At 42.6% G+C, this 14,143-nt stretch carries 11 protein-coding genes and 6 tRNA genes; 12 read left to right on the top strand and 5 right to left on the bottom strand.

Annotated elements, in window-relative coordinates; translation table 11 throughout:
* Positions 1–32: 32 nt before the first annotated feature.
* Positions 33–626, bottom strand: a complete 594-nt coding sequence (gene rsmD, locus DRF63_RS07350) for a 16S rRNA (guanine(966)-N(2))-methyltransferase RsmD (protein ID WP_005598459.1) — start codon at positions 624–626, stop codon at positions 33–35.
* Between the two features lie 77 nt (positions 627–703).
* Here rsmD and ftsY point away from each other — a divergent pair, with 77 nt between their 5' ends.
* The 3 genes from ftsY (at position 704) to ftsX (ending at position 4,129) form a co-directional block, all read left to right on the top strand.
* Positions 704–2,437, top strand: coding sequence for a signal recognition particle-docking protein FtsY (gene ftsY / locus DRF63_RS07345; RefSeq protein WP_005598458.1), 1,734 nt, complete (start codon positions 704–706; stop codon positions 2,435–2,437).
* A 90-nt stretch (positions 2,438–2,527) separates the two neighbouring features.
* Positions 2,528–3,181 carry a cell division ATP-binding protein FtsE gene (ftsE, locus tag DRF63_RS07340; RefSeq protein WP_005598455.1) on the top strand — a complete coding sequence of 218 codons (654 nt, stop codon included), beginning with the start codon at positions 2,528–2,530 and terminating at the stop codon, positions 3,179–3,181.
* Positions 3,182–3,190: 9 nt separating this feature from the next.
* Positions 3,191–4,129 carry a permease-like cell division protein FtsX gene (ftsX, locus tag DRF63_RS07335; RefSeq protein WP_005598452.1) on the top strand — a complete coding sequence of 313 codons (939 nt, stop codon included), beginning with the start codon at positions 3,191–3,193 and terminating at the stop codon, positions 4,127–4,129.
* A 46-nt stretch (positions 4,130–4,175) separates the two neighbouring features.
* On the opposite strand, the gene cdd is transcribed toward ftsX, so the two are convergent.
* Together cdd and folB are read right to left on the bottom strand one after the other, a co-directional pair.
* Positions 4,176–5,069, bottom strand: coding sequence for a cytidine deaminase (gene cdd / locus DRF63_RS07330; protein ID WP_005598450.1), 894 nt, complete (start codon positions 5,067–5,069; stop codon positions 4,176–4,178).
* A 108-nt stretch (positions 5,070–5,177) separates the two neighbouring features.
* Positions 5,178–5,531, bottom strand: coding sequence for a dihydroneopterin aldolase (gene folB, locus DRF63_RS07325; protein WP_005598448.1), 354 nt, complete (start codon positions 5,529–5,531; stop codon positions 5,178–5,180).
* A 71-nt stretch (positions 5,532–5,602) separates the two neighbouring features.
* Here folB and plsY point away from each other — a divergent pair, with 71 nt between their 5' ends.
* Positions 5,603–6,193, top strand: coding sequence for a glycerol-3-phosphate 1-O-acyltransferase PlsY (gene plsY / locus DRF63_RS07320; protein ID WP_005598446.1), 591 nt, complete (start codon positions 5,603–5,605; stop codon positions 6,191–6,193).
* A gap of 137 nt (positions 6,194–6,330) precedes the next feature.
* Here plsY and pepN read toward each other — a convergent pair whose 3' ends face one another.
* Complete coding sequence (pepN, locus tag DRF63_RS07315; RefSeq protein ID WP_005598444.1) at positions 6,331–8,940, bottom strand: aminopeptidase N; 2,610 nt, start codon at positions 8,938–8,940, stop codon at positions 6,331–6,333.
* A gap of 101 nt (positions 8,941–9,041) precedes the next feature.
* On the opposite strand from pepN, the gene mfd reads away from it, so the two are divergent.
* The 8 genes from mfd (at position 9,042) to hypA (ending at position 13,755) form a co-directional block, all read left to right on the top strand.
* Positions 9,042–12,491, top strand: coding sequence for a transcription-repair coupling factor (gene mfd, locus DRF63_RS07310; RefSeq protein ID WP_005598442.1), 3,450 nt, complete (start codon positions 9,042–9,044; stop codon positions 12,489–12,491).
* A 167-nt stretch (positions 12,492–12,658) separates the two neighbouring features.
* Positions 12,659–12,734 (top strand) — tRNA-Gly (locus DRF63_RS07305).
* A gap of 11 nt (positions 12,735–12,745) precedes the next feature.
* A tRNA-Leu gene (locus DRF63_RS07300) sits at positions 12,746–12,832 on the top strand.
* A gap of 26 nt (positions 12,833–12,858) precedes the next feature.
* Positions 12,859–12,934, top strand: a tRNA-Gly gene (locus DRF63_RS07295).
* Positions 12,935–12,956: 22 nt separating this feature from the next.
* Positions 12,957–13,043 (top strand) — tRNA-Leu (locus tag DRF63_RS07290).
* Between the two features lie 32 nt (positions 13,044–13,075).
* Positions 13,076–13,162: transfer RNA gene (locus DRF63_RS07285), tRNA-Leu, on the top strand.
* A gap of 46 nt (positions 13,163–13,208) precedes the next feature.
* Positions 13,209–13,284, top strand: a tRNA-Gly gene (locus tag DRF63_RS07280).
* 129 nt (positions 13,285–13,413) lie between these two features.
* Positions 13,414–13,755 (top strand): hydrogenase maturation nickel metallochaperone HypA, encoded by a 342-nt coding sequence (hypA, locus tag DRF63_RS07275; RefSeq protein WP_005598440.1) that lies wholly within the window; start codon positions 13,414–13,416, stop codon positions 13,753–13,755.
* 94 nt (positions 13,756–13,849) lie between these two features.
* Here hypA and hybG read toward each other — a convergent pair whose 3' ends face one another.
* Complete coding sequence (hybG, locus tag DRF63_RS07270; RefSeq protein WP_005598438.1) at positions 13,850–14,128, bottom strand: hydrogenase maturation factor HybG; 279 nt, start codon at positions 14,126–14,128, stop codon at positions 13,850–13,852.
* Positions 14,129–14,143: the final 15 nt, after the last annotated feature.

The following is a 14,143-nucleotide window of genomic DNA, read 5'->3' as shown; positions in this document are numbered from 1 at the left end:
TAATTTGCCAATAAAGGTTTAGAAAGTCAAATTTATAGACATTGGATCAAGCGACTTATTACTTGTCCGGCGGTTTTTTCTTTAAGAATTTGCCAATTGCTCGGTAATTCAAGCGGCGGATGGTTCTTTTCCGTTTCCACATAAATCAACGCATTGTCGGCAAGCCAATGATTTTCAGCCAATAATGTTAGCACTTTCGGCACAAAGCCGTGATTAAAAGGCGGATCGACGAATACCACTTCAAATCCTGGCTGCGAGTTCTTTTGGGCTAAATATTGCAGCGTATCGGTATTAATTACGGTGCCATTTGTAGTTTTAAGCGAGGTTAAATTATTTTTCAGCAGATTTGCCGCATTTGCAAATTTCTCAAGAAAAACAGCCGCTTGTGCTTGGCGAGAGAGCGCTTCAATCCCAAGAGAACCACTGCCCGCAAAACAATCTAAACATCGACTGCCTGCTACATCATTCATTAGCCAATTAAACAGCGTTTCTTTTACTCGGTCGGTGGTCGGGCGTAAACCTTCCGTATTTAACACCGGCAGCTTTCGCCCTCGCCACAGTCCGGCAATCACGCGCACTTCGCCGGTCGGCTTGTTTTGTAAAGTGGAATTACGATTTTTTTTCATACTAACTAAAGGAAAAATAAGGATTATTTGATAAACTATACAAGTTTAGTCCATTTTGAAGGAAAAGTGAGAAAAATATGGCAGAAAAGAAAAAAGGTTTTTGGTCTTGGTTAGGTTTCGGTAAAAAAGATGAACCGAAACAAGCGGAAATCCAAACCGAACAACATACCGAATCGGCTGCAGAAGAAACTGTAGAGCAAAAAGTAGAACAAGCGGGACAAAAGGTTGAGCAGTTACAAGAAACGGTAGAACAAAAATTAGAAGCTCTCGAAGATAAAATTGAAGATAAGTTTGAGCAAATCGCCTCTCAGCCGGAAGTGAAAGAATTGATTGATGCGGTCGAGCAAAAAGCGGAACAAGCTGAAGATTTTGTTGAACGTATTGAGGATACGATCGAGCAAAAACTTGAGCAGATCGAAGCATTCGCTGAACAAAAATCGGAACGACTCGAGCAGTTTGTTGAAGATAAAGTTGAAGATGCTAAAGACTTTTTGCATGAAGCGGCGGATAAAATAGAACAATCTTTCGAGCAAGAAAAAGAAGAGTCGGTTTCTATTATTGATACGGCGAAGATTGAGCAACCGCTTACGCCAACGGAAGAAATTGTATCGGTAGTATCTACTCCGAATGTTGAATCGCCTCAAGAAATTCCACAAGCGGTCGAATTTAGCGAAAAATCTGCAACCGAAAGCGAAATTAACCGCCATCAGCAAATCGAAAAACGTGTTGAGAAAGTGGTTGATGCCGAGCTTGCCGGTGAAGTGAAAACCAAGTCTGATGCGGAAGAAAACTTTGAAGAACTGGAAGAGTTGGTCGAGCTTGAAACGGAAAAAGCGGAACACGAACAAGCCGAACCAAAAACGGACGAATACCAAGAAAAACCGAGTGAAGGCGGTTTTTTCAGCCGTCTATTAAAAGGCTTAGTTAAAACGAAACAAAGTATCGGTTCCGGTTTCCGTAATTTCTTTAGCGGTAAAAAAATCGACGACGATTTATTTGAAGAATTGGAAGAGCAGTTATTGGTCGCCGATTTAGGTATGCCGACGACGACGAAAGTTATCAATAACTTAACTCAACACGCCTCTAAGAAACAGCTTAAAGATGCCGATTTACTCTATCAACAATTAAAACTTGAACTTGGCGAGGTGTTAAAACCTGTTAGCCAGCCGCTTGAAATCGACACGAGTAAAAAGCCTTATGTGATTTTAATGGTCGGGGTAAACGGGGTCGGTAAAACTACCACTATCGGTAAATTGGCGCGTAAATTCCAAGCGGAAGGCAAATCGGTAATGCTTGCCGCCGGCGATACTTTCCGTGCCGCAGCAGTGGAGCAGTTACAAGTTTGGGGGGAACGGAACAATATTCCTGTTGTCGCACAATCTACCGGTTCGGATTCCGCTTCGGTAATTTTCGATGCGATGCAATCGGCGGCTTCAAAAGGGATTGATATTCTTATCGCAGATACCGCAGGTCGTTTGCAGAATAAAAACAACTTAATGGACGAGCTGAAAAAAATCGTGCGCGTGACGAAAAAATACGATGAAAGCGCACCGCACGAAATTATGCTCACTTTAGATGCCGGCACGGGACAAAATGCGATCAGCCAAGCGAAGTTATTTAACGAAGCAGTCGGCTTAACCGGTATTACATTAACGAAACTGGACGGTACGGCAAAAGGCGGCGTGATCTTTGCGATAGCCGACCAATTTAACATTCCGATTCGTTTTATCGGGGTCGGAGAAAAAATTGAAGATCTCCGTCCGTTCAATGCGGAAGAATTTATCGAAGCATTATTCGAACACGAAGAATAGCAATGATTACAAATAGGCTGAAAAGACAATTTTTGCAAAAAATCAGCGAAATCGGACCGCTATTTTCTAATAGTAGAAAAGGTAAACATAATGATTAAATTCACAAATGTAAGTAAAGCTTATAAAGGCGGTAAGCCTGCCTTGCAGGGGATTAATTTCCATTTGCCTGCCGGCGGTATGGCGTATTTAACCGGTCATTCCGGCGCCGGTAAAAGTACCTTACTTAAGTTAATTATGGGCATTGAGCGCGCAAACGGCGGACAAGTGATGTTTAACGGACACGACATTACCCGTCTTGAGCCGCACGAGTTGCCGTTTTTACGTCGCCAAATCGGTATGGTTCACCAAGATTACCGCTTACTTACCGATCGTACCATTTTAGATAATGTCGCACTACCGTTAATTATTCAAGGTATGCATCAGCAAGTGGTCGAGCGTGAAGCGCGTATTGCCTTAGAGCGTGTCGGCTTGGCGAATAAAGCCAATTATTTGCCGTTACACCTTTCCGGCGGTGAGCAACAACGTGTCGATATTGCCCGTGCGATCGTACATCGTCCGATTTTATTATTAGCCGACGAACCGACCGGTAACTTAGACGAAAAACTCTCGTTTGAAATTTTCCGTTTGTTTGAGGAATTTAATCAGGCGGGTACTACGGTTTTAGTGGCAACGCATGATACCAATATTATTTCAAAACGTCCGAAACCGTGCTTAGTATTAGAGCAAGGTCATCTCAGAAATTAAGGAAACAATATGGCTCGTTCATTTAATACGACTTTCGGTGCGCAAACACGTTATACCTTACGTTCGGTTTGGCAAGATCTTAAAAAGCGCAAGTTCGGTACTTTTTTAACCGTATTGGTGATTGCGGTTTCGCTTACCATTCCGACCGTCAGTTACTTACTTTGGAAAAATACCCATCAAGCGGCAACCGAATTTTATCCGGAACCGGAATTAACGGTTTATCTGCATAAAAACCTTGCCGAACACGATGTGAATGCGGTGGTGGAACGTATTCGCCACTTTGATGCGGATAAAATCGAATCGCTCAACTATATTTCTCGCCAGCAGAGTTTGGAAGAGTTTCGTTCTTGGTCCGGCTTCGGCGAAGCGTTAGATATTATTGACGATAATCCGTTACCGGCGGTAGTTACGCTCAAACCGAAAAAACAGTTTACCGACAACGATACGATGTTGGAGTTTCGTAACGGTTTACAAGCGATCAAAGGCGTGCAAGAAGTTCGTTTAGATAACGGCTGGTTGGAAAAATTAACCGCTTTAACTTGGTTAATCGCTCGCATTGCGATGGTTTGCACTTTGCTAATGTTAATTGCGGTATTTTTAGTGGTGGGTAATGCGGTGCGTACCGATGTGGCGAATAGTAAAGCGTCGATTGAAGTGCAGCAATTATTAGGCGCAACCGATCACTTTATTGCTCGTCCGTTCCTTTATACCGGTATGATTTACGGCTTTTTCGGTAGCTTGCTTGCCATTCTGTTTAGTGCGGTGTTAATCAGTTACTTTACCGGTGTGGTGAAATACGTGACCGATATGTTTACAGTGAAATTTGAGTTGAACGGTTTAGCGTTCAGTGAAATGTTCTTCCTGATTGTCGCTTGTATCTTTATCGGTTGGTTATCAGCAAAAATTGCGACTAATCGACATATATTCCGAATCGGTTCCAAATACTAATCAATATATAAAAAAGCACCCTAAGGTGCTTTTTTCATTTTTGCGATTATACTTCGATATATTCTAGGTTTAGTCCTAAAAAACTTTCCGCTAACGCTTCGCTCATTTGGCGATGGCTGGTTGTGCCTTTACTTTCCGCCATTACAATACGGCTAATCCGTTCATCTGATTTACCGCTTAAACGGCGATAATTTAACGCGCTTTGTAACGGTAAAAAGCTCGGGTTAAACGCCGCATTTTCCGCATAACGTCCGCAAATAATTTGTTCGCCGACTTGTAAGGCAATCCCGCTTAACGATTTGCTATATGGTGCATAAGATTGTGCCGCCGTTTGAATCGCCGCTTGCGTTAATAAGTCGCCCCGAAGCGGTAGCGAATGCGTTTGTTGATCAAATAATACCTTTTCAATATTTAGATCTTTAGGGCCGAAAGAGTCCGGTAAATATTGCCGTAACAAATTATTTTGGCTGTGTGGCAAATGAATTTTTAAGGTTTTCGCACTGTTTAATTCGTTCATAAACTGGCGGCAATGACCGCAAGGCGTATAGTTTACCACCATATCGGTAATCGCCGTTTCACCGGCAAGCCATGCATGGGAAATCGCACTTTGCTCGGCATGTACGGTTTGTTGAATCGCTTGCGCGTTAAACTCTTGATTCGCCCCGAAATAAAAGCGACCGGATTCCCCGATTGCAACCGCTCCCACATAAAAGTTAGAAATCGGTACAAGTGCGTAACAGGCGGCAATTGGTAAACAGGCAAGCGCCAATTCAACCGACGAGCATTTAAATTGTCGCTTCCATAATTTTACTTGTTCCGCAGAAAAGCATGCGTTGTACTGTTGTTCCGCTAAGGTTGTAGCCACTGCGGTTACTATAGGATCATTTTTTTCTTGAACAACTTGAGCGATACGTTCTTTAAGTGCAAATAAAGTTGGCATTATGCTTTTGCTCCTCTGTTTGACGGGGGCTTATTATAACCGCAAATAAGCACTCCTATAGTGATGAAGATCTTACTTATCGGATAAAAGGTTTAAAAAGAATATTTGTTAAATACCTCGTTCTACAATCACACCGACGCTACTTGCTTGCGCGACCGCTTTCGGTTTATGTAATTCGATACGTAAGGCGCGAATAGCATAAGTGTTCTGTAAGAAATCCGCGACTTGATGGGCGACGGTTTCAACCAACTTAAAAGGTTTGGATTCGACAAAGGCTAATATTTTTTCCGATACTTCCGCATAATTTAAGCAATATTGCACGTCATCCGTTGCTACCGCTTTGGTAAAATCCCATTCCATTTCAATATTAAACACTAAGCGTTGCTTGATCGTATGTTCCCAATCATAAGCACCGATGGAAGCAAAAGCTGTCAATTCGTGAATAAAAACTTTATCCGCCATTTTAGTTCCTTAATCAGTTTGTGATAACATTGCCGAGAATATAGCATAGAACGCCAATTGAAGGACAATTTATGAGTATTACCGTCTATTTGTTAATAGTATTTGCCTATTTGTTAGGTTCGGTTTCAAGCGCAATTATTTTCTGTCGTTTGGCAGGCTTACCGGATCCCAGAGAGAACGGTTCGCATAACCCGGGCGCGACGAATGTTTTACGTATAGGCGGAAAATTCTCGGCGCTCGGTGTGTTGTTGTTTGATATTTTGAAAGGCGGTTTACCGGTTTTATTGGCGTTTAACTTTAAGCTGGAGCCTTCGGAAATCGGACTGATTGCATTGGCGGCATGTTTGGGACATATTTTCCCGCTGTTCTTTCGCTTTAGAGGCGGGAAAGGAGTTGCGACAGCGTTCGGTGCGTTGTTATCAATCAGTTTTGCTGCTTCGGCAGCCGGACTATGTACTTGGTTAATTGTATTTTTATTGTTCGGCTATTCTTCGCTGAGCGCAGTAATCACCGCATTGATTATGCCGTTTTATATTTGGTGGTTTTTACCCGAATTTACCTTTCCGGTGGCTTTGGTATGCTGTTTATTAGTCTATCGTCATCACGATAATATCCAGCGTCTATGGCGAGGACAAGAACAACCGATGTGGGCTAGAAAATAAAAGATTCCGATTGAATAAGCGGTTGAATTTAATGAGAAGTTTACAAAAATTCCATTTAATCCAACCGCTTGTTTAAGCAATATGGTAAAAAGCCTAATTCTTACGAATTAGGCTTTTTTATCTGTCTCATTCTCGTCTTATTGCAACGCTTTTTCGACTTTCTCATATAAATCGCGCGCTAAATTATCCAAGCCGCGAAGACGTTCCAAACCGCGCTTCATTAACGTTTGACGTTGGTTATCATAACGAGAAAGTTTAATCAACGGTTCGATTAAACGTGATGCGACTTGTGGGTTACTATCGTTTAATTTGATTAGAATATCCACTAAGAATCGATAGCCGGAGCCGTCAATCGCATGGAAGGCTTTCGGATTCTGGTTACAGAACGCACCGACTAGCGCACGTAATCTGTTCGGATTGTTAAAATTAAAACTACGATGGTTAAGTAGCTCTTGAACGATTTCCAGCACGTTGTCGTCCGGTCTTGTCGCTTGGAGCATAAACCATTTATCCATCACTAAGCCGTCATGATGCCATTTCTGTTCGAAGTTCGCTAACAATTGATCACGACAAGCTAATTGCGCTTTAGTAGCGGCGGAAAGTGCCGCTAAAGTATCGGTCATATTATCCGCTTGTTGATAATGTTTATAAGTTAAACCGTTACCTAAATCGGTAAAGGCTAAATAAGATAAACATAAATTGCGCAACGCACGTTTTGACATATCTTCCGTCGCAACACGATAAGCGTCGCAACGATTACGATTATATACGTTCAGTAAACGATCGCGTAAGGTTTCGGCGATGGTGCGTAACATAAATTCACGGGTAATTGCGATACCGATTGGATCAATTGTTTTGAATAATTCGGCGAATTCGGTTTCTTTCGGTAACGTTAGCATTAAAGCGGTTAATTCCGGATTCGATTCATAGTTATCCAATAAATAAACCAACGCTTCAGTTAATTCGGCGGAGAAAGTAAAGGCCTCTCCCGATTGATGGAGTGCCAAATTCAGACGTAACTCGTTATTAAATAAAGTTTGCGCCGCATCCCAGCGTACAAAATCATTCCGTGCGAATTTGAGTAAGGCAATTAATTGCGCATTGGTATAGGCATAATCTAAACGCACCGGTGCAGAAAAATCGCATAACAGCGCAGGTACGGGCTTGTGCATTACATTATGAAATTCGAAGGTTTGTTGCTCTTGTACGACATCCAGCACATTGTTTAATGTAGTACCTTCAAATTGTAAACTAATCGGCGCGCCGTCTTGTTCGCTATATAACTCGATTTTGAACGGAATATGTAGGTTTACTTTTTCCAATTGATCCGCGGTCGGCGCTGTATGTTGTGAAACGTGCAAACGGTAGATATGGTGCATTTCATCATATTCGTCACTTACGCTCAGTTCAGGCGTACCGGATTGGTTGTACCAACGGCGGAATTGGGTTAAATCAATACCTGAAGCACGCTCCATTGCCGAAACGAAATCTTCACAAGTCGCCGCAGATCCGTCATTTTCCGCAACATATAATTGCATCCCTTTTTGAAATTTTTCTTCGCCTAATAAAGTATGAATCATACGAATCACTTCCGCGCCTTTTTCATAGACGGTCACGGTGTAGAAATTATTCATTTCAATCACTTTTTCCGGACGAATCGGGTGCGCCATCGGACTGGCGTCTTCGGCAAATTGCACGGCACGTAATAAGCGTACGTCTTCAATACGTTTTGCCGGACGTGACCATAAATCCGAAGTAAATTCCTGATCGCGGAACACGGTCAAGCCTTCTTTAAGGCTTAATTGGAACCAATCTCGACAGGTAATACGGTTACCGGTCCAGTTATGGAAATATTCGTGCGCAATTACGCTCTCAATATCTAAATAGTCGGTATCGGTGGCAGTTTCCGGTTTTGCCAGCACAAATTTAGAGTTGAAAACATTTAAGCCTTTGTTTTCCATTGCGCCCATATTAAAGAAATCGACTGCGACAATCATATAGATATCTAAATCGTATTCTAAACCGAAGCGATCTTCATCCCATTTCATTGCACGTTTTAAACTTTCCATCGCCCAACCGGCACGATCCAAATTACCGCGATCAACATAGATCTCCAATGCTACTTCACGACCGCTTTTGGTAATAAATTTATCTTGTAACAAATCGAAATCACCGGCAACTAATGCGAATAAATAGCTTGGTTTAAAGAACGGATCTTCCCATTCGACCCAATGGCGACCGTCTTCTAAATCGCCTTGTGCAACACGGTTACCGTTAGAAAGCAAGAACGGATACTTCGCTTTGGAAGCGGTGATTTTTGTACGATATTTTGCAAGTACGTCGGGGCGATCCAACATATAAGTAATTTGACGGAAACCTTCCGCTTCACATTGGGTACAAATGCCGTCGCCCGATTGATATAAGCCCTGTAGAGAAGTATTTTGTGCCGGATTTAAACCGGTTTCAATTTGTAATTCAAACGGAGAGTCAATACCTGTAACATCAACGGTTAAAGAATCGTTATCTTTTTCAAAACGTTCAAAGGTTTCGCCGTTTAACTTTAACGAGAGGAAATCAAAACTATGTCCGTCTAAACGGAGATGCGTCGCCTCATTATTTTTACGTTCTACGGTTAAGGTTGAGGTGACGAAAGTACGGTTCGGGTCAAGTTGGAAATCGAGATAAATATTTGTGATAGTAAAATCCGGCGCGCGATAATCTTTTCTATATTTTGCTTTAGGTTGCATACTATTTTCCTTGAATGATTCGGCAAGAAGAAACTCGCCATAGAGAAGCGAACGTAATTGTACTAAAATAGTCGCAAATTTTCCAAAGAATCTGACCGCTTATGACATTCCATTTCAATTTAAATCTGCCGGAAATCGGCGGCAAATATCAAGATCACCAAACGCTCGGCAATCTAATCGGGCACGCCGATACGCTTGTTATTGCGCAAGCTACGGAACAATTTAACGGTTTAAGCGTGGTAGTCACGCCGGATACCCGTACCGCATTACGTCTTGAAAAAGCCTTAATGCAATTCAGTAAATTACCGGTTTCCGTCTTTCCGGATTGGGAAACACTACCGTACGATAATTTTTCACCGCATCAAGATATTATTTCCGCGCGCCTTTCGGCACTGTTTCACTTACAGCAAGGCAATAAACAAATTTTTCTGTTGCCAATCAGCACCCTTTTACAAAAAGTTTGTCCGCCGAGTTATCTCGCCAATAATGTACTACTGATTAAAAAAGGCGATCGTTTTTCAATTCAATCGTTACGTTTACAGCTGGAAAATGCCGGTTATCGTGCAGTGGAACAAGTGTTGGAATACGGCGAATATGCCGTACGTGGCGCGTTGCTAGACCTCTATCCGATGGGAGCGGAAAGCCCGTTCCGTTTGGATTTTTTTGACGATGAAATCGATTCGATCCGCACTTTCGATGCGGACAGTCAGCGTACGATAGCCGAGATCAACGAAATTAATTTACTACCGGCACACGAGTTCCCGACTGATAGTAATGGAATCGAGCATTTTAGAAGCAAATTTCGTGAACAATTCGGTGAGATTCGTCGTGAACCGGAGCATATTTATCAGCAAGTCAGTAAAGGTATCTTGAATGCAGGGATTGAATATTGGCAACCTCTGTTCTTTGATGAAATGGCGAGCCTATTTGATTATTTAGCGGAAAATACCTTATTTATTACTTTTGACGGTATTTCGGAAAAAGCGGAGCAGTTTCATAAAGATACCGCTCAGCGCTATGAAAGCCGCCGAGTCGATCCGATGCGTCCGCTACTGCCGCCGGACAAATTATGGTTCTCGGTTGATGAAGTCAATCGTCATCTGAAAGGTTATCCACGCCTGACATTAAGTGCGGAAAAAGTCAGAAAATCGGCGGCTAAACAAAATGCGAATATTGAGAAATTGCCGGAATTAGCGATTAACTCGCAGTTAAAAGATCCGTTTGAGACATTTAATAAATTTCGTGGAAAATTTGACGGGCGGATTTTATTTTCAGTAGAAAGTGAAGGTCGCCGAGAAACTTTGCTCGAATTACTTGCGCCGTTAAAACTCAAGCCGAAACAAGTTAAATCGTTCGCAGAAATTGATTCGCAAATTTCCCTGATTATTTCACCGCTTGATCAGGGCTTTATCATTGAAAATACAAGCGGTCAAAATTTAGCAATTATTTGCGAAACGGATTTTCTTGGTGAAAAAGTCCAAACCAAGCGAGCGGAGAAAAACCGAAAAACAGTCAATCCGGATACGCTAATCCGTAACCTTGCGGAACTGAAAATCGGGCAAGCGGTGGTGCATTTGGAAAACGGTGTTGGGCGTTATGCAGGGCTAACCGTACTGGATGCAGGCGGAATTAAAGCGGAATACCTTGTGTTGCAATATGCAAACGAGGCGAAGCTCTATGTGCCGGTGGCATCGCTACATCTGATTTCCCGTTATATCGGCGGTGCGGATGAAACGGCTCCGTTGCACAAACTCGGTTCGGAAGCGTGGGCGAAAACACGCCAAAAAGCGGCGGAGAAAATCCGAGATGTTGCGGCGGAATTACTTGATGTGTATGCAAAACGAGAATCGCAAAAAGGCTTTGCGTTTGCCTACGATCGAGACAGCTTTATGCAGTTTAGCCACACTTTCCCGTTTGAAGAAACCGAAGATCAGAAAACTGCAATCAATGCGGTCATTAGTGATATGTGCTTGCCAAAAGCAATGGATCGGCTAGTTTGTGGTGATGTCGGCTTCGGTAAAACCGAAGTGGCGATGCGAGCGACCTTCTTAGCAGTTGAAAACCATAAACAAGTTGCCGTGCTTGTGCCGACAACGTTGTTGGCACAACAGCATTTCGAGAATTTCAAAGACCGTTTTGCCAACTATCCGATTAATGTTGAGGTGCTTTCTCGTTTTAAAACTGCCAAAGAGCAAAAAGCAATTTTGGAAAAGGTGGCGGAAGGCAAAGTGGATATTCTAGTCGGCACGCATAAACTGCTACAAGAAGACGTGCAATTCCGAGATCTTGGTTTACTCATTATTGATGAAGAACACCGCTTCGGTGTGCGTCAAAAAGAGAAGATTAAACAATTACGAGCTAATGTCGATATTCTCACGCTAACCGCAACGCCGATTCCTCGTACGCTGAATATGGCGTTAAACGGCATGCGAGATCTTTCCGTTATTGCCAGCCCGCCGGCACGCCGATTGACGATTAAAACCTTTGTGCGCCAACATGATGATTTAATCGTTAAAGAAGCGATTCTGCGTGAAATTCTGCGTGGCGGACAGGTATATTACCTACACAATGATGTGGCGACTATCGAAAACTGTGCTACAAAATTAGCGGAACTTGTGCCGGAAGCTCGGATTGTGATCGGACACGGGCAAATGCGTGAACGTGAATTGGAACGCGTGATGAGCGATTTCTATCATCAACGTTTTAATTTATTGGTGTGTTCAACCATTATCGAAACCGGGATTGACGTGCCGACCGCTAACACGATTATTATCGAGCGTGCGGATAAATTCGGTTTGGCGCAGTTACATCAATTGCGTGGACGTGTCGGACGTTCTCATCATCAGGCTTACGCATATTTATTAACGCCGCCGCCGAAAGCACTAACTAAAGACGCTCAACAGCGTTTGGAAGCAATAAGTTCGATTGATAACCTCGGTGCGGGCTTTGTATTAGCCACTCACGATTTAGAGATTCGTGGTGCGGGCGAATTACTCGGTGCGGAACAAAGCGGGCAAATCGAAAGCATCGGCTTCTCGCTCTATATGGATCTGCTCGAAAATGCGGTAAAAGCCTTACAAGAAGGGCGTGAACCGACTTTAGAAGAAATCACCCAAAATCAAGTGGATATCGAGTTACGCATACCGGCATTGCTACCGGACGATTATGTACCAGATGTGAATATGCGTTTATCGTTCTATAAACGTATCGCCTCGGCAGAAAGTGTTGAAGCATTGAAAGATCTGAAGGTCGAATTGATTGACCGTTTCGGATTATTACCGGAAGCAACGAAAAACCTATTCCAGATCACTCAGCTTCGTCATTTGGCAAAACCGCTCGGCTTGAAGAAAGTTGATGCGGGGATTAACGGCGGCTATTTGGAATTTAAACCAAGCGCTCAACCTGATCCGATGAAGTTCTTACAATTGATTCAATCAGATAAGAGCGTTTATAAATTTGAAGGGGCGCAAAAATTCCGTTTTAATTTACCGCTTGCCGATAATGCGGAACGATTGGAATTTGTCTCGGAACTGATTGAAAAATTGGTTTGATTTATAAAAAACAAGCGGTGAACTTTTACCGGTTTTTTGCAAAATTTCAACAAATGGATTGAATTTTCGCCTAATGAAACTTTTTTTGAAATTTGTGTTTGACAACGTTTCAAAAATCCCTAAAATACGGCACATAAATCGCTACGAAATAACGTAGCGTTTTTATTGCGGGAATAGCTCAGTTGGTAGAGCACGACCTTGCCAAGGTCGGGGTCGCGAGTTCGAGCCTCGTTTCCCGCTCCATTTTAAGATGAGCCCGAGTGGCGGAATCGGTAGACGCAAGGGATTTAAAATCCCTCGCCTTTCGGGGCGTGCCAGTTCAAGTCTGGCCTCGGGCACCATTTTAGAATGATAAAATTTAAATTACGCGGGAATAGCTCAGTTGGTAGAGCACGACCTTGCCAAGGTCGGGGTCGCGAGTTCGAGCCTCGTTTCCCGCTCCATTTTAAGATTTAAAAAGGTTGTGCCCGAGTGGCGGAATCGGTAGACGCAAGGGATTTAAAATCCCTCGCCTTTCGGGGCGTGCCAGTTCAAGTCTGGCCTCGGGCACCATTTTAAAGCTTAAAATAAAATTGATTATCGAAGCCCGAGTGGCGGAATCGGTAGACGCAAGGGATTTAAAATCCCTCGCCTTTCGGGGCGTGCCAGTTCAAGTCTGGCCTCGGGCACCATTCGATAATAAACTTCCAAATTATTTTAAATTAAAATAATCTCAATGCGGGAATAGCTCAGTTGGTAGAGCACGACCTTGCCAAGGTCGGGGTCGCGAGTTCGAACCTCGTTTCCCGCTCCATTCTATATTTAAATCCGCTATATTACCTATCTTAAGTATCTTCGTATTAACTTATTTATATTATAATTAAGCAAAATTTATATCGTTTTTTCTAACGACATTTGTAATTTAATAAAATAAGGAATGGTTATGCACGAGATGTCTTTATGCCAAAGTATTCTTCAAATCATAGAGAAAGAATGTCAGCCTCAAAACGTTAAACAGGTAACCGATTTATGGCTGGAAATCGGCGCTTTATCTTGTGTGGAAAAATCGTCATTGGAATTTTGTTTTAATACCGTTTGTCGAGATACGATAGCAGAAGGCTGTCAATTACACTTTATCGATATACCTGCAAAAGCGTGGTGCTGGGGCTGTAGTCTATCGGTCGAGTTAGCCGTAGCCCAAACGATATGTCCTCATTGCGGTTCTCAGGATTTGCATATTCAACAAGGCAGCGAATTAAAAATAAAAGAACTGGCGGTAAAATAAGAGTATTTTCTTGATTGGTATAAGAAAGCCGAATAACGTTGTGTTATAAACACTTTTTATTCGGCTTTTTTTCTATTTATTTTTAGCTATCTCACTAAGATGCAGGTCTTAATCCTTCAAAATCAGTTAATTCATGTTCCAGCTGATTTATGGACAGTAGAGCGTCTAAAGTATTTTTAGCTTCTTGTTCATCCATGATGCTCATAGCAAAACCGACATGAATTAATACCCATTTACCTAATAACTCTTTAGGATCTCTATCACAGATTAAAGTGATATTAACCTCTCTTTGCACGCCGCAAACATCTACGGTAGCAAGTTCGAACGCACTTTGCCCGATTTTGACGATTTTTCCCGGTACGCCTAAACACATAATAATTTTCCTATT

The organism is Actinobacillus pleuropneumoniae (genome assembly GCF_003290385.1).
GTDB classification, from domain to species: Bacteria; Pseudomonadota; Gammaproteobacteria; order Enterobacterales; family Pasteurellaceae; genus Actinobacillus; species Actinobacillus lignieresii.
This window is presented reverse-complemented; position numbering and strand designations above follow the sequence as displayed.